Origin of the sequence: Stenotrophomonas sp. TWI700, from assembly GCF_039673645.1 — a bacterium.
GTDB lineage: Bacteria > Pseudomonadota > Gammaproteobacteria > Xanthomonadales > Xanthomonadaceae > Stenotrophomonas > Stenotrophomonas maltophilia_AA.
Map to the genome: position 1 here is coordinate 17880 of NZ_JBDJMB010000026.1, position 21082 is coordinate 38961.

19 protein-coding genes and 1 pseudogene are annotated in these 21082 nt (G+C 66.8%); 8 read left to right on the plus strand and 12 right to left on the minus strand.

Annotated features, from left to right (window positions below; genetic code table 11):
- Nucleotides 1-37 precede the first annotated feature (37 nt).
- From ABE473_RS15640 to ABE473_RS15650, 3 genes are all read right to left on the minus strand, one after another.
- Entirely contained in the window at nt 38-568 is a 531-nt protein-coding gene (locus tag ABE473_RS15640) for a sulfur transferase domain-containing protein (protein WP_179461027.1), read from the minus strand.
- Between the two features lie 14 nt (nt 569-582).
- Nucleotides 583-2313, minus strand: coding sequence for a DNA primase (dnaG, locus tag ABE473_RS15645; protein WP_346490137.1), 1731 nt, complete (start codon nt 2311-2313; stop codon nt 583-585).
- Between the two features lie 62 nt (nt 2314-2375).
- Nucleotides 2376-3290, minus strand: coding sequence for a YihY/virulence factor BrkB family protein (locus tag ABE473_RS15650; protein ID WP_346479753.1), 915 nt, complete (start codon nt 3288-3290; stop codon nt 2376-2378).
- Nucleotides 3291-3436: 146 nt separating this feature from the next.
- Here ABE473_RS15650 and ABE473_RS15655 point away from each other — a divergent pair, with 146 nt between their 5' ends.
- On the plus strand, nt 3437-4372 hold the full coding sequence (locus ABE473_RS15655; RefSeq protein ID WP_346490138.1) for a hypothetical protein: 936 nt from the start codon (nt 3437-3439) through the stop codon (nt 4370-4372).
- A gap of 68 nt (nt 4373-4440) precedes the next feature.
- On the opposite strand, the gene ABE473_RS15660 is transcribed toward ABE473_RS15655, so the two are convergent.
- Both ABE473_RS15660 and rpsU read right to left on the minus strand, forming a co-directional pair.
- Nucleotides 4441-4887 carry a GatB/YqeY domain-containing protein gene (locus ABE473_RS15660; protein ID WP_346490139.1) on the minus strand — a complete coding sequence of 149 codons (447 nt, stop codon included), beginning with the start codon at nt 4885-4887 and terminating at the stop codon, nt 4441-4443.
- A gap of 136 nt (nt 4888-5023) precedes the next feature.
- On the minus strand, nt 5024-5239 hold the full coding sequence (gene rpsU, locus ABE473_RS15665) for a 30S ribosomal protein S21 (protein WP_002808376.1): 216 nt from the start codon (nt 5237-5239) through the stop codon (nt 5024-5026).
- A gap of 167 nt (nt 5240-5406) precedes the next feature.
- Here rpsU and tsaD point away from each other — a divergent pair.
- The 6 genes and pseudogenes from tsaD to ABE473_RS15695 all read left to right on the plus strand — a co-directional run.
- Nucleotides 5407-6429 (plus strand): annotated as a pseudogene (gene tsaD / locus ABE473_RS15670) (tRNA (adenosine(37)-N6)-threonylcarbamoyltransferase complex transferase subunit TsaD); the annotation flags it as partial.
- 418 nt (nt 6430-6847) lie between these two features.
- Entirely contained in the window at nt 6848-7072 is a 225-nt protein-coding gene (locus ABE473_RS15675) for a hypothetical protein (protein ID WP_346490140.1), read from the plus strand.
- Nucleotides 7073-7297: 225 nt separating this feature from the next.
- The gene (gene folB, locus ABE473_RS15680; protein WP_176990533.1) at nt 7298-7666 is read left to right on the plus strand and encodes a dihydroneopterin aldolase; all 369 of its coding nucleotides are present in this window, start codon (nt 7298-7300) and stop codon (nt 7664-7666) included.
- Between the two features lie 26 nt (nt 7667-7692).
- Entirely contained in the window at nt 7693-8967 is a 1275-nt protein-coding gene (locus ABE473_RS15685) for a mechanosensitive ion channel domain-containing protein (protein WP_346490141.1), read from the plus strand.
- A gap of 137 nt (nt 8968-9104) precedes the next feature.
- Nucleotides 9105-11279: a glycoside hydrolase family 3 N-terminal domain-containing protein gene (locus ABE473_RS15690; protein ID WP_346490142.1), complete on the plus strand. Its 2175-nt coding sequence runs from the start codon at nt 9105-9107 to the stop codon at nt 11277-11279.
- 117 nt (nt 11280-11396) lie between these two features.
- Nucleotides 11397-12029, plus strand: coding sequence for a hypothetical protein (locus tag ABE473_RS15695; RefSeq protein WP_346490143.1), 633 nt, complete (start codon nt 11397-11399; stop codon nt 12027-12029).
- Nucleotides 12030-12078: 49 nt separating this feature from the next.
- Here ABE473_RS15695 and ABE473_RS15700 read toward each other — a convergent pair whose 3' ends face one another.
- The 7 genes from ABE473_RS15700 to ABE473_RS15730 form a co-directional block, all read right to left on the minus strand.
- Nucleotides 12079-13227, minus strand: coding sequence for a PQQ-dependent sugar dehydrogenase (locus ABE473_RS15700; RefSeq protein WP_346490144.1), 1149 nt, complete (start codon nt 13225-13227; stop codon nt 12079-12081).
- Between the two features lie 144 nt (nt 13228-13371).
- A complete protein-coding gene (locus ABE473_RS15705; RefSeq protein ID WP_176990529.1) occupies nt 13372-13719 on the minus strand; it encodes a hypothetical protein in 348 nt (115 codons plus the stop codon).
- Between the two features lie 105 nt (nt 13720-13824).
- Nucleotides 13825-15123, minus strand: coding sequence for an amino acid permease (locus ABE473_RS15710; RefSeq protein WP_346490145.1), 1299 nt, complete (start codon nt 15121-15123; stop codon nt 13825-13827).
- On the minus strand, nt 15120-15896 hold the full coding sequence (locus tag ABE473_RS15715; protein ID WP_346490146.1) for a L,D-transpeptidase family protein: 777 nt from the start codon (nt 15894-15896) through the stop codon (nt 15120-15122). The genes ABE473_RS15710 and ABE473_RS15715 overlap by 4 nt, the downstream gene beginning before the upstream one ends.
- Before the next feature lie 15 nt (nt 15897-15911).
- Entirely contained in the window at nt 15912-16760 is an 849-nt protein-coding gene (locus ABE473_RS15720; RefSeq protein ID WP_346490147.1) for a MurR/RpiR family transcriptional regulator, read from the minus strand.
- Nucleotides 16761-16902: 142 nt separating this feature from the next.
- Nucleotides 16903-18009 (minus strand): dipeptide epimerase, encoded by a 1107-nt coding sequence (locus tag ABE473_RS15725; protein WP_176990525.1) that lies wholly within the window; start codon nt 18007-18009, stop codon nt 16903-16905.
- Nucleotides 18010-19428: an SH3 domain-containing protein gene (locus ABE473_RS15730; protein WP_346490148.1), complete on the minus strand. Its 1419-nt coding sequence runs from the start codon at nt 19426-19428 to the stop codon at nt 18010-18012.
- 173 nt (nt 19429-19601) lie between these two features.
- On the opposite strand from ABE473_RS15730, the gene ABE473_RS15735 reads away from it, so the two are divergent.
- Entirely contained in the window at nt 19602-21080 is a 1479-nt protein-coding gene (locus tag ABE473_RS15735; protein WP_346490149.1) for a transglutaminase domain-containing protein, read from the plus strand.
- The last annotated feature ends 2 nt before the right edge of the window (nt 21081-21082 follow it).

The following is a 21082-nucleotide window of genomic DNA, read 5'->3' on the forward strand; positions in this document are numbered from 1 at the left end:
GTAGAGCAGGGAAGTAAGCGGGGGAAGAAGGGCAGGGTCAACGCGCGGCGTCCTGCTCCAGCAGGACACGGGTCGGTGCTTCCAGCGAGGTCATGCCGGCGGCGCGGCCGAACGTGAGGGCATCCTCCACCGAGGCGCCTTCGCGCGCCTGCAGCAGTGCCAGCAGCGCACCGGCGCGGTTGCCGGAGGCGCAGTGCAGCAGCACCGGCCCCTGGCTCTGTGCGAGCGCGGTACGCAGTGCCTGCGCATTGGCCTCGGTCAGGCCCGCGGCACCGGCGACGGGGATGCGGACATAGCGCAGGCCCAGGCGTTCGGCAGCGGCGGTTTCATCGAAGCCACGCGCTTCGTCGGGCTGGCGCAGGTCGATCAGGGTGGTGACCCCGGCCGCGGCGGCCTGCTGCAGCTCAGCGGCACTGGGCTGCCCGGCGGTGTAGAGCTGCGGTCGTGGCTGCGCGAACGGCAGTTCCGCGGCCCAGGCGGGCAGGGCCAGCGCGAACAGCGCAGCGAAGATGCCAAGGCGAAGCAGGCGGACGATCGATGCGGCAGGATTCACGATGTGGGAGGCCATGGCTGCTCCGTCGGTCAGAAGCGGAGGGTGCTGCGCGCCTTGAGCAGTTCGCGCAGCTCGTACTTGTCAGTATCGTCCAGACCCTGCTGGCTCTGCTTTGCCTGAAGCTCATCGAGGCGTTGCATCAGCAGCTGTTTCTCCAGCTGGGCGACCGCGTCATGCAGCTCCTGGGTCCACATCGCCTCATCGCCGGGCAGGGTCTGCGCGGCCAGCTTGTGCAGTGATTCCTGCTCCTCGCGGCCCTCGAAGTGCTCCAGCAGCGCGCCCGTACTGATGTCCGGGCGCTGCTCGACCAGGGTCAGCAGCTCGGTCAGCAGATCGATGCCGGGCAGGCGCAGGCCGGTGAAATGGTGGCCTTCCAGCGTCATCGCCAGCGAGGGCTGCTGCAGCAGGATCGCGATCGCGGCGCGCACCAGGCTGCGGCGCTGTGCCGGCGCCACCGCGCGCTGTGGTTGGCGCGAGGGCTGCGCGGATGCACTGGGCTTGGCACCCAGGCCGGTCAGCGTGGTCAGCTGCTGCTTCATCAGGTCGCCGAAGGCGCCATCGGGAATCTGCGCCAGCATCGGCTTGGCCCGTTCGGCCAGGCGTGCCTTGCCATCGAGCGTGCCCATGTTGACTTCACGGGTGAGCTCGTCGAAGAAGAACTGCGACAGCGGCGTGGCCTGCTGCAGGCGTGCATCGAAGCCCTCGCGGCCTTCCTTGCGCACGATGGTGTCCGGGTCTTCGCCATCGGGCAGGAACAGGAAGAAGGCCTGACGGCCGTCCTTCATGCGCGGCAGCACCGACTCCAGCGCACGCCAGCCGGCGCGACGACCGGCGGCATCGCCATCGAAGCAGAAGAACACGTCCGGCGCGTTGCGGAACAGCAGCTCGGCGTGGTCCGGCGTGGTCGCCGTGCCCAGCGTGGCCACCGCCTGGGTGACCCCGAACTGGAACAGCGAGACCACGTCCATGTAGCCCTCGACCACGATCAGCCGCTCGATCTTCTGGTTGGCCTGGCGCACCTGCCACAGGCCGTACAGCTCGCGGCCCTTGTGGAACAGCGCGGTCTCGGGTGAGTTGAGGTACTTCGGGCCGTCGTCTTTCTCCATCACGCGGCCGCCGTACGCGATCACGCGGCCACGGCGATCGAAGATCGGGAACATCACCCGGTCGCGGAACTTGTCGTAGACGTGGCCGCGATCGTTCTTGGAGAACAGGCCGGCGCGGTCGAGCAGCTTCATCCGCCGCTCGTCCTTGCCCAGCGCATCCTTCAGCGCGCTGTAGCCGTCCGGTGCGTAACCGATGGCGAAGCGCTCGCGGTTCTCTTCATCGACACCGCGCTGGTCCAGGTAGGCGCGCGCCTTGTCGCTGCCCTTCAGCGCGGTCTGGAAGAACCGCGTGGCCGCATCCAGCGCCGAGTACAGATCACGGCTGTCGTCCTGCTGCTGCGCGGTGCGCGGCTGGGTGTCGCGCGGCACTTCCATGCCGACGCGCTTGGCCAGCTCATCGACCGCGTCGAGAAACTCGAGGCGGTCGTAGTTCATCAGGAAGCTGATCGCCGTGCCATGCGCGCCGCAGCCGAAGCAGTGATAGAACTGCTTGGTCGGCGAGACCGTGAACGACGCCGAACGCTCGTCATGGAACGGGCAGCGTGCCGCATATTCCTTGCCCTGGCGCTTCAACGGCACGCGGCTGCCCACTACCTCGACAATGTCGGAGCGGGCCAGCAGGTCGTCGATGAATGCGTCGGGGATACGGGCCATGGGCAGCAGGCAGGGGCATGGCCGGTCACGGCCACGCGCGGAAGCGGGGTACCGCTAGTCTACTAGGTGCCGGCCGGTTCGCCCGGTTTCGGCGGCTCGACACCGGCCTGGGCCAGGTAGGCGTGGGCGCGCAGGCGCTCGTCGATCACCGAAGTCATCAACGCACCGACGAAGAACACCACGGTGGCGTAGTAGATCCAGACCAGCGAGATCACCAGGGCGCCCATCGAGCCATACGCGCTGCCGGGCGCAACCGTGGCGATGTACAGGCCGATGCCATAGCGGCCCAGTGCGAACAGGGCGGAGGTGATCGCACCGCCGATGAAGGCCTGCCGCCACGCCACGCGGCGGTCGGGCAGGTAGTGGTAGAGGAAGGCAAAGCCCACGGTGTAAAGCGCCAGGCTGGTCAGGTAGCCGATCGCCGGCAGCACCGAGGGCAGGTGCGCGAAGACGACCTGCAGCATGGTCGTCGCGGTCATCGACAGGATCAGCAGGAAGCCCAGCGCCAGCACCACGCCGAACGAGAACACGCGCTTGCGCAGCCACGGCACGATGCCGTCCAGGCGCTCGCCGCTGGTGTTGAAGATCAGGTTCAGGGCGTTCTGCAGCTGGGCGAACACCGCCGTGGCACCGATGAACAGCAGCAGCGTGCTCCACACGCCTGCCAGCGTGCCGATGTCCGGCTGGTTGTTGGCATTGCTGAGCACGGTCTCCGCCACCGAGGCGGCACTGGTGCCGGCCACATCGTTGATCTGGCCCAGCAGCGCCTCCTGCGCGGGCGGGTACAGCGAGGCCGTCAACCACAGCAGCAGGACCAGCAGCGGCGCCATGGAGAGCAGGGCGTAGAACGCCAGCGCCGCGGCCTGCGTCATGACGTCCGCATCGATGAAGCGGCGCAGCAGCACGGCAGGAAAGCTCTTCTCCAGCCGCGCCATGTGCTTGCGGACCTTGGACAGGGAGTGGCTTGGCAGGTGCATTGACGGCGTCGGATCGGGGCGAGGCCCCCGTTCTAGCAAATCGCCGGGCTGCAGCGGGTGAAGTGGTCCGGTCACGGCGGGGTCTTGACGGATATCGCGCTATTCTTCTGCCCGGTTTTCCACCTTCACAGCAGAAAGGACGCTTCATGAAAGGAATGGTCTACACGACGATGGTGCTGTTGGCGGCCGCAGGGCCGGCGGCGGCTTCCCCGGCCTGCGAAAAGGCCTTCAAGACGGTAGGGGATCCGCGCAACGGCGCGCTGTACATGGCCGATCTCACCGTGCCGGGGTTGAAGGTGCAGAGTGCGCTGGATCAGCTGCGCAAGATCGGGGGTGATGACAAGTTCGAGGTCGGCGGCCAGTTGGTGGACGGCGACAGCGGCGACCAGTACCTGGTCCAGCGCGAAGGGCTGCGCACCCCGCTGGTGATGGTCGCCACCGCCGACCGCACCGGCCGCGTCACCCTAGCCACCAAGCTCGCCCGCGGCCAGTCGGTCGACGCGCAGGCGGCAAAGCAGTCGATGTGCGAGATGCTGGGCAAGCTCAAGGGTGGCAGCCAGGGCGACACGCTCGCGGCGGCGGCTCGCGCGCAGTACCCGATGCCGGCCGTCGAGGCGGTGGCTGCCCCGGACCTGTCCAAGAAAATGGGCAAGGAAGTGAAGGACACGATGGCGCTGTACCGCAGTGCCGGTGCCTTCAAGGATATGTTGCTGGGTACCACCACCAACAAGGAAGACAAGGGCGACCGCTCGGCGACCTTCCTGCCGCTGTACGCGAAGTACGTGGGGCGGCGCTATCAGATTGACGGCCAGATCTATACGGTCAACACCAACACCTATTCGACCAAGCCCGGCGACGTCGGCTCGATCAACTACCTGGTCACCCCGACCCGCGGCCTGCTGCGCGTCCGCCAGAACGACACGTTCAACAGCAACAACTACAGCATCCGCTGCGAATTCGCGTCGGACCAGGCCGCCAACTTCACCATGCTGCGCGAGCGCGACTGGGCCAAGCTGGAAGGCGAGATCAGTTCAATCGAGGAAAGCTCGATGACGCTGCGAAACTGTCGCCAGGCCACGTAACACCGCACCTGCTGGAACGGAAAAGGCCCGCATGATGCGGGCCTTTTCACTGCGGCATGGCGGCGGGATCAGCCGGCCAGCTGCTGCTTGACCAGCTTGGACACCAGGCCCATGTCGGCCTGGCCGGCCAGACGCGGCTTCAGCGCGCCCATCAGCTTGCCGATGTCGGCCGGGGTGGTCGAACCGGTTTCCGCGATGGCGGCCTGGATGGCGGCCACGATCTCGGCCTCGCCCAGCTTGGCCGGCAGGTACTGGTCGATCACCACGATTTCCTCGCGCTCGATCACGGCCAGGTCTTCACGATTGGCGGCTTCGAACTGGGTGACCGAGTCCTTGCGCTGCTTGACCATCTTTTCCAGCACAGCGAGCACGGCGGCGTCGTCCAGCTCGATGCGTTCGTCGACTTCGCGCTGCTTGATCGCGGCGTTCATCAGGCGGATCACGCCCAGGCGGTGCTTCTCGCCGGCCTTCATGGCGGCCTTCATGTCATCGGTGAGCTGCTGCTTCAGGCTCATGGGAACACCTCGTGTCGGTGGAAAAGGAAAGCGGGGCGCCGAAGCGCTGGAACGCAAAAAGCCGGTAACGCTCGCGCGTTCCGGCTTCGGCTCCGTCACGACAGGCCAAGGCCTGCCGTATCGAAGTTGCGTCCGATCAGTACAGGCGCTGACGCTTGGTGACGTCGCGCGACGAACGGCGCAGCTGACGCTTCACAGCAGCGGCAGCCTTACGCTTACGCTCCTGGGTCGGCTTTTCATAGAACTCGCGCTTGCGGGTTTCGGCCAGCACGCCGGCCTTTTCGCAGGTGCGCTTGAAGCGACGGAGCGCAAACTCGAAGGGCTCGTTCTCGCGGACTTTAACGCTGGGCATGGAATCTCCGGGACACAGTAGAACCGGGTCTCGCCCGGTGAGAGCCGCACATTATAGCGGCGAGAAAAGAAGTTGCAACCCACCCCGGCGAACTTCTTGGCCACGGGTGATGCAGAGACAGGCCAGCGTACGTCTGCCGGGGCCTGAAGAGGTCCATAATACCCCGTATGCGAGTCCTTGGTATCGAATCTTCCTGCGATGAGACCGGCGTGGCGGTGTATGACACCTCCATGTCCGGGATCGACGCCCTGCGCGCCCATGCGGTCTACAGCCAGATCGCCCTTCACGCCGAGTACGGCGGGGTGGTGCCCGAGCTGGCCAGCCGCGACCACGTGCGCAAGCTGCTGCCGCTGATCCGGCAGACCTTGGCCGAGGCCGGCATGACGGTCGCCGACATCGACGGGGTGGCCTATACGGCTGGCCCCGGCCTGGTCGGCGCGCTGCTGGTGGGGGCGGGCGTGGCCCGTTCGCTGGCCTGGGCGCTGGAGGTGCCCGCGGTCGGTGTACATCATATGGAGGGCCATCTGCTGGCCCCGTTGATGGAAGACGACCCGCCGCAGGCGCCGTTCGTGGCCCTGCTGGTATCCGGCGGGCATACCCAGCTGGTGGCGGTGGACCGGATCGGCCAGTACCGCCTGCTGGGCGAGACCCTGGACGATGCCGCCGGCGAGGCCTTCGACAAGACCGCCAAGCTGATGGGCCTGCCGTACCCGGGTGGCCCGCAGCTGGCCGCGCTGGCCGAGCGCGGCACCCCGGGCCGGTTCAAGTTCACCCGCCCGATGACCGATCGCCCGGGGCTGGATTTCAGCTTCTCCGGGTTGAAGACCCAGGTCCTGCTGGCCTGGCGCGACAGCGATCAGAGCGAGCAGACCCGCGCCGATATCGCGCGTGGCTTTGAAGATGCGGTGGTGGATACCCTGGCCATCAAGTGCGAGCGCGCGCTGGATGCGGCGGGCACCGATGTCATCGTGGTGGCCGGCGGGGTGGGCGCCAACAAGCGCCTGCGTGCCAAGCTGCAGCAGATGGCCGCCCGCCGCGGTGGGCGTGCCTGCTTCCCGCGCCCGGCGCTGTGCACCGACAACGGCGCGATGATCGCCTTCGCCGGCGCCCTGCGCCTGGAAGCCGGCCAGCACAACCCGCCGCAGGTGCAGGTCACCCCGCGCTGGGACATGGCGACGCTGCCGGCGGTGTGAGGCTGGTGGGGTCTGGGAATGGGCAGAAGCGGTCAAGCTGGATTGATGAAATCGATACTGCGAAGTGGAGCTCAGTGCCACGTTTGAAAGTTGGTCACCATGCAAACAACTTGGAGGAGATCCTATGTCCAATCGCGAGCTGAAAGATCTGATCACGTTGCGTGCGGTCCGGGGCGCAAACACTCGGATCATGGACCGTTCGTCAGAGACAGGAAAGTTCACAAGTATGGGTGCGGTAGGTAGATCCAAAGTTATTTCGTTGACGTCCGACAAAATTGCACAGGCCGGACAAGTCGCTTTCAGTTCACTCAAGCGAAGGTAAGGCTGTGAACGGGACGCATCTGACCTATGGGGGATTGGTCAAAGGCGACAACGATATGGTCGGACCTTCTCGCAAGAGGTCCTGAATGACTCAATGATTGACCTGGAGCGGAAGCACGAAAAAGACCTGGCTGCAGAATTGTCAAAATCCAGATCGTGGTTACGCGCTATTGCGGAGAGCTTGGTTGCAAATCTGCTTGCAGTAGCAGTCCTGGCTCTTATTGCAGTGGTGGTGTATGGCACCCGAATCGGATTCGTGAATCTTGCAGCGGATGTCTTCGGCTATGAGCTCACCCCAAAAGCCGGTACATCCCGTTGACGTCCGGATCTGGCGACAATGACCGCGCCTCAATAGTCGTGCGATCAGTTCACGCGCGCCACCGGGACTCGCGGATGAGAATCCCATCTCCGCCCGGGCACAGGAAGTAAGCAGAGGGCCCCGCGAGGGGTCCTTTGTCTTCCCCAGTGACGTCCCTCACCCCGATTCCCGGCACATTCCGGACAGCCCCGTTACCATGGTCGCCATCTTCCACGTGACATGGCTATGGACAAGGTATTCATTGAAGGGCTCGAGATCGATGCCCTGATCGGTATCTACGACTGGGAACGGCGGATCCGCCAGACCCTGCGTTTCGATCTGGAAATGGGCTTCGACAACCGCCGCCCGGCGGCCAGCGACGACATCGCCGATACCCTCAATTACAAAGCCGTCAGCAAGCGCATCGAGCAGTTCGTGCGTGACTCGGACTATGGCCTGGTCGAAACCCTGGCCGAGCGCATCGCCGAGATCGTACTGCGTGAATTCAACGTGCAATGGCTGCGTCTCAAACTCAGCAAGCCCGGCGCGGTGCGCGGCGCGCGCGCGGTCGGCGTGATCATCGAGCGCACCCGGCAGGACCTGGCAACGCCCTGATACCCCTGATAGGAGAGCGATACACGATGTTGGATGCGGTAGTGGCAACCCGATGGCTGGACAGTGTCCAGCGGACCCTCGAACCCTGGCCCTGGGCCTACACCCTGCTGGTGCTGGCAGCGCTGGCCCTGGCGGCCTGGCTGGCCAACTTCGTCACCAAGAAGATTCTGCTGCGCGGCCTGCGCAAGCTGGTCAGCCGCCTGCCCGGCCACAGCGCGGGCAATGAAGGCGGCAACAACCTGCGGGTGATCTCGCGGCTGTCCAACGTGGTGCCGAGCATGGTGATCGCCGCCGGCATCCGGATCGTGCCGGACCTGCCGCCGGAACTGGTGGAATTCGTGATCGGGGCCTGCCGGGCGTGGGCGGTGCTGACCGTTGCGCTGGCGGTCTCGCACGCGCTGGATGCTGCGAACGATCTGTACGAGCGCCGCCCGGATGCGCGCAACAAGCCGATCAAGGGCTACCTGCAGGTCGTGAAGATCATCGTCTTCGTGATCGCCGGCCTGTCGATCGTCGCGACCCTGCTGGGCGTGAAGCTCGGCCCGCTGGTCACCGGCCTCGGTGCGGCCACCGCGGTATTCATGCTGATCTTCCAGGACACCATCCTGTCGCTGGTGGCCAGCGTGCAGATCAGCGGCGATGGACGCGTGCGGCTGGGCGACTGGATCGAAATGCCCAGCCAGAATGCCGATGGCGACGTGATCGATATCGCGCTGCACACCATCACCGTGCAGAACTTCGACAAGACCATCACCACCATCCCGACCAAGAAGCTGGTCACCGAGTCGTTCAAGAACTGGCGCGGCATGCAGGAGGCGGGCGGACGCCGGATCAAGCGCGCGCTGTACCTGGACCAGCACAGCGTCGGCTTCGTCGATGCGCCGATGCTGGCCGAGCTGCAGCAGTTCGCGGTGCTGGGCGATTACCTGCGCGAGAAGCAGGCCGAGCTGCAGCAGTACAACGCCGGGCTGCAGGCCAAGGGCATGGCGGCGGTCAACGCGCGTCGCGTCACCAACCTGGGCACGTTCCGTGCGTACGTGGAGCGCTACCTGAAGCAGCACCCGGGCATCCATACGGAGATGACGTTGCTGGTACGGCAGCTGCAGCCGACCACCGAAGGCCTGCCGCTGGAGATCTACTGCTTCACCCGCAGCACTGCCTGGGGTGAGTACGAAGGCGTGCAGTCGGACGTGTTCGATCACCTGCTGGCGATCCTGCCGGCGTTCGGGCTGCGCGTGTTCCAGGCCTCCAGCGATGCGATGCTGATGGCCGGGCAGCAGCGGCTGGCGGCGGAAGAGTAAGCTCCTGTGCCCCCGTCGGTGTGCCGGCGGGGGTGGAGATCTTCCCCCGGGGAAGAAAAATGAACGCAAAAGTCATTCACAAACGCCTCGGGAACGCTAGAATCCCGGGCTTGTAAACGTTTTCATAAGGACAGCCGGTGGCCGCCGATCGTATCGAAACCCTCATTGCCCAGATGACCGTCGAAGAAAAAGTCGGCCAGCTGGGTGTGTTCGCCGACATGGTCCGCCCGTTCGCCCCGGACGTGAACCCGGAAGCCAACGTGCTTAACGCCGACCAGGTGCTGCAGCAGGTGCGCGAGGGCAAGGTGGGCTCGCTGTTCAATGGTGTCGGCGTCGAAGCCGGTCGCCGCATCCAGCAGGTCGCGCTGGAAGAAAGCCGCCTGAAGATCCCGGTGATCCTCGCCGCGGACGTGATCCACGGCATGCGCACCGTGTTCCCGATCCCGCTGGGCGAGGCCGCCAGCTTCGAGCCGGACCTGGCCGAGCGCACCGCGCGCGCCACCGCGGTGGAAGCCACCGCAGCCGGCCTGCACTGGACCTACGCGCCGGCCGTGGATATCGCCCGCGACCAGCGCTGGGGCCGTGGTGCCGAGGGCGCCGGTGAAGACGTGGTGCTGGGCTGTGCGTTCGCCGCCGCCCGCGTGCGCGGCTTCCAGGGCCCGGACCTGCGCGCCGACGATGCGCTGCTGGCCACGCCGAAGCACTTCGCCGCCTACGGCGCGGTGATGGCCGGCATGGAATACAACATGGTCGACATCTCGCCGCAGACCCTGCGCGACGTCCACCTGCCGCCGTTCAAGGCCGCTTTCGACGCCGGCGCGCTCACCGTGATGTCCTCCTTCAACGACATCAACGGCGTCCCGGCCAGTGCCAACGCCGAGCTGCTGACCGACATCCTGCGCGGGGAGTGGAACTTCCCGGGCGTGGTGATCTCCGATTACACCGCCGACATGGAACTGGTCGCGCACGGCTATGCCGCCGATGACCGCGATGCCACCGCCAAGGCCTTCACCGCCGGCCTGGACCTGAGCATGCAGAGCGGTTTCTACGCCGAGCACCTGCCGGGCCTGATCGAGAGCGGCGAAGTGCCGATGGCCACGCTGGACGAATCGGTGCGCCGCATCCTGCGCCTGAAGGAAGCGATCGGTCTGTTCGACGATCCCTACCGTTCGCTGGACCTGGCGCGCGAAGCGGATACCTCGCACATCGCCGCGCATGACGAACTCTCGCGCGATGCCGCACGCCGCTCGATCGTGCTGCTCAAGAACGCGGATTCGGTGCTGCCGCTGAAGAAGACCGGCCAGAAGATCGCGCTGATCGGGCCGTTCGTGCAGGACCGCGAGAACATCGAAGGCTGCTGGACCCTGTTCGGCGACAAGTCGCGCTACGTCACCCTGGAAGCCGGCGTACGCGCGGCGATCAGCGATGAAGCACTGCTGGAAATCGTGCCGGGCTGCGACCTGGAAGCGGCCGTGCAGGATGGCATCGAACAGGCCGTGGCCGCCGCGCTGCGTGCCGACGTGGTGGTGCTCGCCCTGGGCGAGCCGCAGCGCTACAGCGGTGAAGCGCAGTCGCGCGTTGAGATCACGTTGCCGCCCGCGCAGCAGGCGCTGGCCGAAGCGGTGGCGATGACCGGCAAGCCGCTGGTCGTGCTGCTGCGCAATGGCCGCGCGCTGGCCCTGCAGGGCGCGGTGCGCAATGCGCATGCCGTGGCGATCACCTGGTACCTGGGCACGCAGACCGGCCACGCCGTGGCCGATGTGCTGTTCGGCGATTACAACCCTTCCGGCCGCCTGCCGGTGAGCTTCCCGCAGGTATCCGGCCAGCAGCCGTACTTCTACAACCACGCCCGCACCGGTCGCCCGGAACTGCCGACCATGTCCGAGTTCAAGGCGCGCTGGCGCGAGATCCCGAACGAGCCGGCGTATGCGTTCGGCCACGGCATCGGCTACACCACCTTCGCCTATGGCGTGCCGCAGCTGAGCAGCGCGACGCTGGCCTGGGACGACACCCTGACCATCACCACCACCCTGACCAACACCGGTGCGGTGGCGGGTGAGGAAGTGGTGCAACTGTACATCCACGACCGCGTGGCCAGCCGCGTGCGCCCGGTGCGCGAGCTGAAGGGCTTCGACAAGATCGCGCTGCAGCCGGGCGAAAGCGCCGAGGTGCAGTTCACGCTGGACCGCCATGCGCTGGGCTTCACCGGTCGCGATGGCGTGTTCCGCGCCGAGCCGGGCCAGTTCGAGCTGTGGGTGTGTGCCTCTTCGGCCAGCGGCGAGCCGGTGATCTTCGAGCTGCTGGCCGCCTGAACCGGCACGGCGTCACCCGGTAGTGCCGGCCGCTGGCCGGCACCATCGTGATCCATCATCGGCGGCTGACGTTCCGGCGGGTACGCTGGCTCCCTCGTTAAACCGATGGAGCCACCCATGCGCCTGTCCCGTACCCCCTTGCTGCTGGCCCTGGCCAGCCCGTTGTGGCTGGCCGCCTGCAGCCCGTCGGCGCCGCCGCCGGCCGATACCGCGGCTGCAGACCCCGCACAGGGACCGGCCACGGCCATTCCCGAAGGCCGCCCGACACCCGGTGAGACCGTGCCGTCCTCGGGCCTGTCACCGGATGCGGTTACTGCGGGCAGCCCGGCGCCGGATGCCGCTGCGCCTGCTGCGGGCGATGCGGCTGCCGCCACACCGGCCACTTCAGCCAACGGCGATGTCCGTCAGCGCATCGAGCAGGTGCTCGGCGATGCGGCCCAGTACGAGACCGTCTTCAACGCCTTCCAGAAGGCCGTCAATGGCGGCGATCGCGCCGCCGTGGTCGAGGAAGTCCGCTTCCCGCTGAACATCGCCAATGGCGCCAAGATCACCGGGCCCGGCGAGTTCCAGCGCAACTACGAGCGCATCCTGACCCCGGCCGTGCGCAAGGCCATCGCCGCGCAGACATTCGACGACGTCATGGTCAACCAGCAGGGCGTGATGATCGGCGACGGCCAGGTCTGGCTCAACGGCACCTGCTTGGACCAGGCGTGCAGCCGCACCGAGGTTAAGGTCGTGACCATCCAGTAAGCACGGGTGTCATGCAGGCTGCCGGCGGTGTGCCGGCAGCCTGTCTGGCTCAGGCCTTCGGCGTGAGCTTGAGCAGCTTGCCGTTGCTGCCGTCTTCGAGCAGCCAGATCGCGCCATCCGGGCCCTGTTCGATCTCGCGGATGCGCTCGCCCATGTCGAAGCGTTCGGCCTCGCGGGCGTTGTCGCCGTCAAAGGCCACGCGCACCAGCGCCTTGGACGACAGGCCGCCGATGAAGCCGCTGCCGTTCCATTTCGGGAACTGCTTGCCGCTGTAGATGATGAAGCCGGCCGGGGAGATCACCGGCGTCCAGCTCACCTTGGGCGCCGCGAACTCCGGGCGGGTGGCATGGTCGGGAATGTCACGGCCATCGTAGTGATTGCCGTTGGAGACGATCGGGTAGCCGTAGTTGGCGCCGCGCTGGATCAGGTTCAGCTCGTCACCGCCGGCCGGGCCCATCTCATGCACCCACAGCTTGCCGCGCGCATCGAAGGCGATGCCCAGCGCATTGCGGTGGCCGAGCGACCACACCTGTGCGGCCACGCCGCCCTGCGAGGCGAACGGGTTGTCGGCCGGGACGCTGCCGTCGTCATTCAGGCGGATCAGCTTGCCAAGGTTGCCGCTCATGTCCTGGGCCGGATCGAACTTCTGGCGCTCGCTGGAGGTGATCCACAGCTTGCCGTCGGGGCCGAACGCGAGGCGATGGCCGTAATGGCCCTTGCCGCTGACCTTCGGGGTCTGGCGCCAGATCACCTTGAGGTCTTCCAGCGTGCCACTGCCATCGGCAGCCAGCGCCAGGCGTGCACGCGCCACCGCGGCGCCACGGGTGTCGCCGTCGCCTTCCTCGGCGTAGCTGACGTAGATCAGCTGGTTCTTCGCGAAGTCCGGGTGCGGCAGCACATCGCCGAAGCCGCCCTGGCCGCCGTACGCCACCTTGGGCACGCCGCTGATGGTGGCCGTCTTGCGGGTCTGCACGTTGAAGTGTTTCAGCGCGCCTTTCTTCTCGGTGACCAGCAGGCTGCCGTCGGGCAGGAAGCTCATCGCCCAGGGCTCGTCGAATCGGGCGAACTCGGTAGCGGCGAACGGCCACTGTGCCTTCGCCACGACGGGCGCGGCAGCGTTGTCTGCAGCGACGCAGGCGGTGGTGAACAGGGCGGGGGTGAGGCTGATGGCGAGGGTGAGCAACAGCTTGCGGGTCATGGAAGTCTCCGTCGGGGAGGCGATGGCCAGCCCCTGTTGTACACCATGCCCATCAACGGCGCGTGGACCAGAGGTCCTGCGGACACGACAACGGCGACCCGAAGGCCGCCGTCGTTGATGTGCCGTGGCTGAAAGCAGGCGCGATCAGGTGCCGCGCGGCACGCCCTTGTCCAGATGCGCCTGGCGCAGCGCGGTGGATTCATCCCAGCCGCGGCGGACCGCGTTGCGGGCCTGTTCCCAGCTCAGCTTGCTCTGGCCACGTTCCTGCGCCCAGCGGGTCTGGAGCTCGGCTTCCACTTCTTCGTAAGCGCGGATCATGTCGTCGGCGCGGGTGCGATGGCCCAGCTGGTAGGCCGGCTCATAGTCATCGAAGAACTGGTTGTTGTCGTAATACGGTTCGCTCGGAAAGCGTTCACGCCAATAGTCCGATACGGCCTGGCGCGGGACACCGTCTTCCGGCACCCGGCCGGGAATCTGATAGTCAGTGCTCATGTGTTGGCTCCGGTTGGGTGAGGCTTCACCGTACCCAGGGTCGGGTTAACGCCATGGACCCGCGAGGTGAATGACACATCAAGCGCCATTCACCTGTGCAGCTTCTCAGCCCTCGTGATCGCGGCGCGGGAACTTGTAGATGACCGCACCGACGGCAAATGCGATGCCTGCCGCGGCGATGTTCTGCCAGCTCGCACTGGCGAACAAGGCCAGGCACAGCACCAGCGCGAGGATCGGAATCACCGGGCCACCCGGCAGCTTCAGCGCGCCGGGGCGATCGCGGAAGCGACGCGCCAGCACCAGCACCGCCGCCGCCGTGCCGATGTAGGCGAACAGGCGCGTGGTCATCGACAGCAGCGCCAGCTGCACGAACGAACCGGACAAGGCCAGCGCCAGCGCGATCAGCCCCTGCGCGATGATCGCCGCCGCCGGCGTGCGGAAGCGCGGATGCACCTGCGCCAGGATCTTCGGCCCGTAGCCGTCGCGCGCCAAGGCGAACAGGAAGCGCGGGCCCATCATCATCGTGTTGCTGTTGGTGCCGAGGATGGAGATCGTCGCGCCGACGGTGAGGATCAACGCGAGCGTGAGCCCGCCGAAGCTGGCGGCGGCATCGGCCAGCGGCGTCGGCGACGCGGCCAGCCCGGCCAGGGTGCCCTGTGCGATGAACTGCACCGCACCGTAGATCACGGTGACGGTGATGATCATGGTGATCAGCGCAAAGGGAATATCGCGGCGCGGGTTCTTGTACTCGCCGGCGGCAGCCGGGATGTTCTCGAAGCCGGCGTACGCATACAGCAGCAGCAGGGCGGCCTCGCCCATGCGCTGCAGATCGTGCGGGTCCGGGCGTACGCCGGAGAAGGCCAGGTCGGTATCGACGTAGAACGCGCCGATCGCCACGAACAGCAGCAGCGGCAGCAGCTTGCCGATCACCAGGATCACCCCGGTGCGTGCGGCCGAACGCACCCCGGCCACGTTCACCGCGGTGAGGAAGCCCAGCGACACCACGATGATCGCGATGCGACCGATGTCATGCCCGGCCCAGGGCCAGAACCGCGCCACCGCATCGGCCAGCGCGTTGCTGAGCGCGGCCGCCGAGCTGATCCGGGTCAGCCAGATCATCCAGCCGATCTCGAACCCGGCAAACCGGCCGAACGCCTCGCGCGCATACAGATAGCTGCCACCGGGCTCGTCGAAATAACTGGCCGCCTGTGCGTAGCAGAGCACCAGCAGCGCCACCACGATGCCGGCGGCGACCACGCCCCACAGGCTGAAGGGGCCGAGCAGGGCGACGGTGGCGGCGGGCAGCAGGTAGATGCCGCTGCCGATCACATCGTTGATCGAGAGCCCGACGATCTGCCAGCGGCTGACCGCGCGTTCGAGTTGCGGATCGGGCGGGGCGCTCAACGCTTCGCTCCACTCAGGGCCGGCAACTCCCATACGACCTGCAGATCCTCGTACTCGTCCTTCGGCAGCAGGACGAATGCCGGGCGGGTATCCGGCTTCAGCCAGGCCAGCAGGGCCTTCATGTGCTGCGGCTGCATGGCCGTGCAGCCGGCAGTGGCCTCGCCTGGCGTGCGCCAGAGGTGGGCGAAGATGCAGCTGCCGGCGCCAGGGGTGTGGTTGCTGTTGTGCTCGATTACAAAGCCCTCGCGATAGCGCACATCGCCCTTGTTGTGCAGGTCCAGCCGCATCGGTTCGGTGGACCCTTTCACTGCGGCGACGCCGACGTCCTGGGCATCGACGATGCGGTTGTAGTAACGCGAACCGGGTACATCCATGCAGTAGTGGCTGGCCGTCATCGGCTGGTAGGGCATGGCACTGGCGATCGTTGGTGCGTACCCGAATGCCGGGCCGATCTCAAAGATACCGGCGGGGCTGCGCCCGTCGCCTTCCTTCTTCTGTGGCAGCTGGTTGCGCAGCGACGCACGGCCGAGGCCCCAGGCACTGCCGTTGCGCCCAACGGCTACGGTGAAGGCAGGGCCGTGCGGGCGCCAGGCGTCGTCGATGCTCTTGCGCTCATAGGCCTGCAGTCGGCCGTGCGAGGCATCCCAGCTGTCGGTGACCACCACGATGGCCTGCCTGCTGTGCGCCATCGGCGGCGCCGGGGTGAGTGCACCGGCCGGCAGCGCGGCGGCGAGAGCGGTAACGGCGAGGGCGGTACGCAGCAACGGCAGCATCGTTTACTCCGGCAATCAGGTATCGATCAGGTGTTCGATCCGTTCCAGGTTCACCCCGAGCTGGCGGTGGCGGTCCGGGTTGGCGTGGCACAGCAGGACGAAGACGACGTCCAGCAGGGACTGCAGGGAAGAACGGTACAGCAGTTGCGCCACGTGCGGCGCCGGGTCGTGGGCGCACAGCACCAGGCTGGCATCGGCATGCGCGCGCAGTGGATTGGCGCTGTGGCGGGTGATCGAGACCACCTTGCCGCCCATGTCCTGGAATTGGCGGGAGAGCTGGAACAGCTGCGGCAGCTTGCCGAACTCGGAGAACACCAGCATCGCATCGCCCGTGCGTGCCGCGGAGAGGTTGGCCATCATCAGGATCGGGTCGGCGTGGTGCACGGTGAGCATGCCCAGCAGCGACAGGCGCATGGCGAACTCGCGTGCGTACAGGCCGTCATCGCCCAGGCCATAGACGAACACCTTGGGCGCCCCATCGATCAGCTGCACGATGGCTTCGATGTCGGCCTGCGGATTGGCCAGCCAGGTTTCCTCTTCAGCGGCGGCCTTGCTCACGCGCAGGCGCTCGGCGATCTGGGCGTAGTCGTCGGCGGCCTCGGGCGCGGGCGGCCGGCTGTGCGGATCGTTGCCGGCACGGGCGACCGCCTCGCCGATGGAGTACTTGAGGTCGGGGTAGCCCTTGAAGCCGAGTTTCTGGCTGAACTTGACCACGCTGGACTGGCTGATGCCCAGCGCGCTCGCCAGCTGCTGGGACGAGTAGTCGCGCAGCAGGTGGGCGTTGTCGAGGATGAAGTCGGCGATGCGACGTTCGATCGCCGACATGTGGTCACGCTCGGAGCGGATTTTCACCAGGGGCGGCATGGGGAGGGGGTCAGATCCGGTAGAGCCACCCCATGGGGGGCTGCGGCAGGTGGGATTGCGCGAACGGCAGCCACGCATGGCGTGGCTCTACCGTAGGCGACCGGCGAGGCGGATACAAAGCTCGGCGAGGCGGATACAACGCTCACCACCGCCGCGGCGTGATCATTTCCAGCCCACGTACTTCGGTGATGCCCAACCCGGGCGCATCGCTGATGGTGATCTCCGATTCGTTGAAGTTGACCCCCCCGGTGACCGGGTTGAACTGGCCCAGCGACGGCCCATCCAGATCCACCTTGGTGATGATGTCGCTCTTGGCGACGGCCAGGTGCACGGCGGCCGCCACGGAGATGCTCGATTCGATCATGCAGCCGATCATGCACGGCACGCCGTAGATCGCGGCGATGTCGGCGATGCGGATCGCATTGGACAGGCCACCCGTCTTCATCAGCTTGATGTTGATGATGTCGGCGGCGCGCTGCTGGATCAGGTCGAACACCTGGCCGGGATTGAACACGCTTTCGTCGGCCATCACCGGCGTGTTGACCCGGTCGGTGACGTACTTCAGGCCGCTGATGTCGGCGGCCTTGACCGGCTGCTCCAGCAGCTCCAGCACGACACCGGCTTCTTCCAGCGCCTGCATCGCATGCACGGCCTGCTTGGCGGTCCAGCCCTGGTTGGCATCCAGCCGCAGCAGGGCGCGACCCTGCACCGCGGCATGGATCGCCTTGACCCGCTCGATGTCCAGGCCGATGTCCTTGCCGACCTTGATCTTCAGCGACTCGAAGCCGCGTTCGATCGCAGAGAGCGAGTCGGCCACCATCTTGTCGATGTAGTCCACGCTGATGGTGATGTCGGTGGTGATCACCGGGTCGCCACCGCCGAGCATGCGGTACAGCGGCGCGTTGTGCAGCTGCGCCCACAGATCGTAGACCGCGATCTCCACCGCCGCCTTGGCGCTGGTGTTGCGCTCCATCGAGGTCTGGATCAGCCCGCAGAGCCGGTTGAGGTTGGCCACGTCCTCGCCGATCAGGCGCGGTTTGATGAAGCCGTCGATGGCCTCGATGATCGAGCCGTGGGTGTCGCCCGTGATCACCGCCGTGGCCGGCGCTTCACCGTAGCCGGTGTGGCCGCTGTCGGTGCGGATCAGCACCACCACGTCTTCGACGGTGTCCACGGTGCGCAGCGCGGTCTTGAACGGGGTCTTCAACGGCACGCGCAGCATGCCGAGTTCGATGTCGGTGATCTTCATTCAGGGGGTCTGTGGCCGAAGGCGCTGGATGTTGGTGATGCGGTCGATGTAGCTCACGGTATCGCTGGCCATCATCGGCTCCAGCGGGGTGACTGATACGCCGTTGAGATGCGCCTGCACGCGCGTGCCGTCCGCGCCGAGCCAGCCGCCGCCGGCGGTGTCGTGGATCAGCCAGGTGCGGCCGTCGATATGGCCGATCGCCATCATCACGTGGCCGGGGATGTAGATCAGGTCGCCCACCTGCAGCTGCTTCACCGCGGCGTCGCGCGTCGCCTTGCCGTCCTTGGCGGTGAACGCGATGCGGTCCAGCGCCGGGCTGATCGCCTGCGCGCTGGTGTTGCGCGGCATCAGCACGCCGACGCTGCGGTAGATCTCCGAGATGAAGCCGCTGCAGTCGCGGGTATCGTAATCGTGACCCCAGCCGTAGCGCTCACCGAGGAACTTGAAGGCCTGGGTCAGCAGCGTGCGCGGAGTCAGCGGCAGGTAGTCGTCGGCGGTGTCCTGCGAACGCGGCAGCAGCGCCGGGATCAGTGCCAGGCGACCGTCGGCTTCGCGCACCGGCAGCTGCACCACATGCGCGGCGTGGGCCTGCTGGCCGTTGACCGTCTTGTCCAGCGGCCAGTCGGCGAGCACCGGCAGGCGCACGCCCATGTCCAGCTGCAGCCGCGATACGCGCGGTTCTTCCGGGGTATGCGCGGTGAACGCCGTGGCGCCGGTGACTACCCGGTACGGACCGTGCTGACCGTAGCCGAGCACGGTGTCGGCGTCGCCGATGCCGACGAAGCGCTTCTCTATCCACGCCGAATAGCGCTCGCTGGTGATGAACAGCCAGCGTCCGTCCGCGCTTTCATGCAGCACCGCCACGGCGTCGCCGGGGAACAGCGCCGACTCCTGGAAGCGGTCGATGTCGGTGTCGCCCTGGCTGCTGAACACCCGCAGCGCGGTCGGGAACGACCGCAGCGCGGCGCGATGGGTGACCAGGCCGTACTGCAGCGGGCGCTGCGCCGGTATGGACTCAACGGCGAGGTTGGCCAGCGTCTCACTGCGCTGCCGGTCGCTGATGGTCTTGCCATCCTGGCCGTACAGCGTGCGCTCCGGCCACTTGGACAGCGACTGGATGCTGCCCAGAACCTGAGCGCGGGGCAGCTGCGCCGGCAACGCGCGCAGGTCATGGATCGAGGCATCCTCGGCCCGCATCCGGGCGTTCTGCGCCGCGATACCAGCGCCATCGAGGATCACGCGGTCCGGATCGGGCAGGCGATCGGCCCAGAAGCCGGGGCTGAGATAGGCCTCGCGCAGGGCGATGACCCCGCCGAAATCAGCGCTGGGCGCGGCACGCGGTGCCTCGGCCCACGCTGGCGCGACGCTGGTGGCCAGCAGTGCAGCCAGCACGGCGCGCGACAGCCAGCGGGACCGCACGGGGCGGTGGGGGGAAGCCTGGATCGTCACGCGGTCACCCTCCTCGGAAACGTCAGGAATATTTATTCCTTTTTTCGGCGAAAGCAAGAATAAATTATTGACCGGCTATCAGGCCCGTGTTACACAGCGATTACCCCACCCGCACCTTGGGAAGTGTCGCCGTGGATCCTGTGATGCGCAAACCGTTCTCGCTCCACACCGCGCGCTGCCGTGCGGCGGGCTGTCTGTTGCTGGCGCTGCCCCCACTGTACGCGGTGGCGGCGGTGGCGCCGCTGCCGCAGGTGATCGCGCAGATCGACCAAGGCGCGTTCGCCACGGCCGACGCCCAGATCGACGAAGCGCTGCACGACAGCACGCTCAGCGAGGCCGCACGCCGGGACTACGCGTACCAGCGCGAACGGATGCGCCGCATGCGCCTGGACTTCAGCCTGGATGCGGCGGCCGCCAAGGCACAGCTGAAGAAGCAGATTCCCGATCTTCGCGAGGACGAATTCGCGCGCTGGGACGCCGCCGGCCTGATCGAACACCTCGATATCGATGGCCAGCGCCGCTACTTCAAACGCGCGCCGTCCAACCTGTTCCGGGTCAGCGCCGAGGCACGCGCCCGGCGCGCACCCGATGCCGCGGTGCCGAAGGATGGCCCTTACGAGCATCTGCACCCGCACCACCAGGAGATCGTCGCGGCCGCCCGCGCTAGCGGCGCGACCAGCCTGGTGCCGCGCCGCGTCGAGGTGACCCAGTCGCTGGTGGTCAAGCCCGACGCCGTGCCTGCCGGCGAAACCATCCGCGCGTGGATTCCATACCCGCGCGTCATTGCCGGCCAGCAGGAAGACATCACCTGGATGGCGAGTACGCCGGCTGGGGCGCAGGTGGCCCCCGAAGCCACGCTGCAGCGAACCGCCTACCTGGAGCGCAAGGCAGTGGCCGGCACGCCCACGGAGTTCCAGATCCGCTACGCAGTGACTGTGTACGCGCGGGATATCGAGATCGATCCGGCCAGGGTCCAGCCCACGCCGGAAGATCCTGCGCTGAAACCGTACCTCGCCGAGCAGGCGCCGCACATCGTGTTCACCCCGGCGCTGCGCGCGTTCTCGACGAAGGTGGTCGGGACGGAGACCGATCCGTACCGGATCGTGCAGAAGCTGTTCGACGCGGTGGACGCCATTCCGTGGGCCGGTGCGCGCGAGTACGCGACGATCTCCAACATCAGCGATTACGCCCTGCACGCCGGCCACGCCGACTGCGGCCAGCAGACGCTGCTGTTGATCGCCCTGCTGCGCCTGAACGGCATTCCCGCGCGCTGGCAGTCGGGCATGGTCTATTCCGATGATGCGGTCGGCTACAACAACCTGCACGACTGGGGCGCGGTATACCTGGCCCCGTATGGCTGGGTACCGATGGATGTCACCACCGGGCGGCTGGACAGCCCGCAGCCGGCGCTGCGCGATTTTTATCTGGGCGGGCTGGATGCCTACCGCATCGCCTTCAACGACGACTACGGCCAGCCACTGGTGCCGGCCAAGCAGCATTTCCGCTCGGACACAGTGGATTCGCAGCGGGGTGAGGCCGAGTGGTCCGGCGGCAACCTGTACTTCGATCAATGGAACTACGACTTCCAGTCGCACGTGGTGCCACTGGGGGCCAAGCGGTAAAC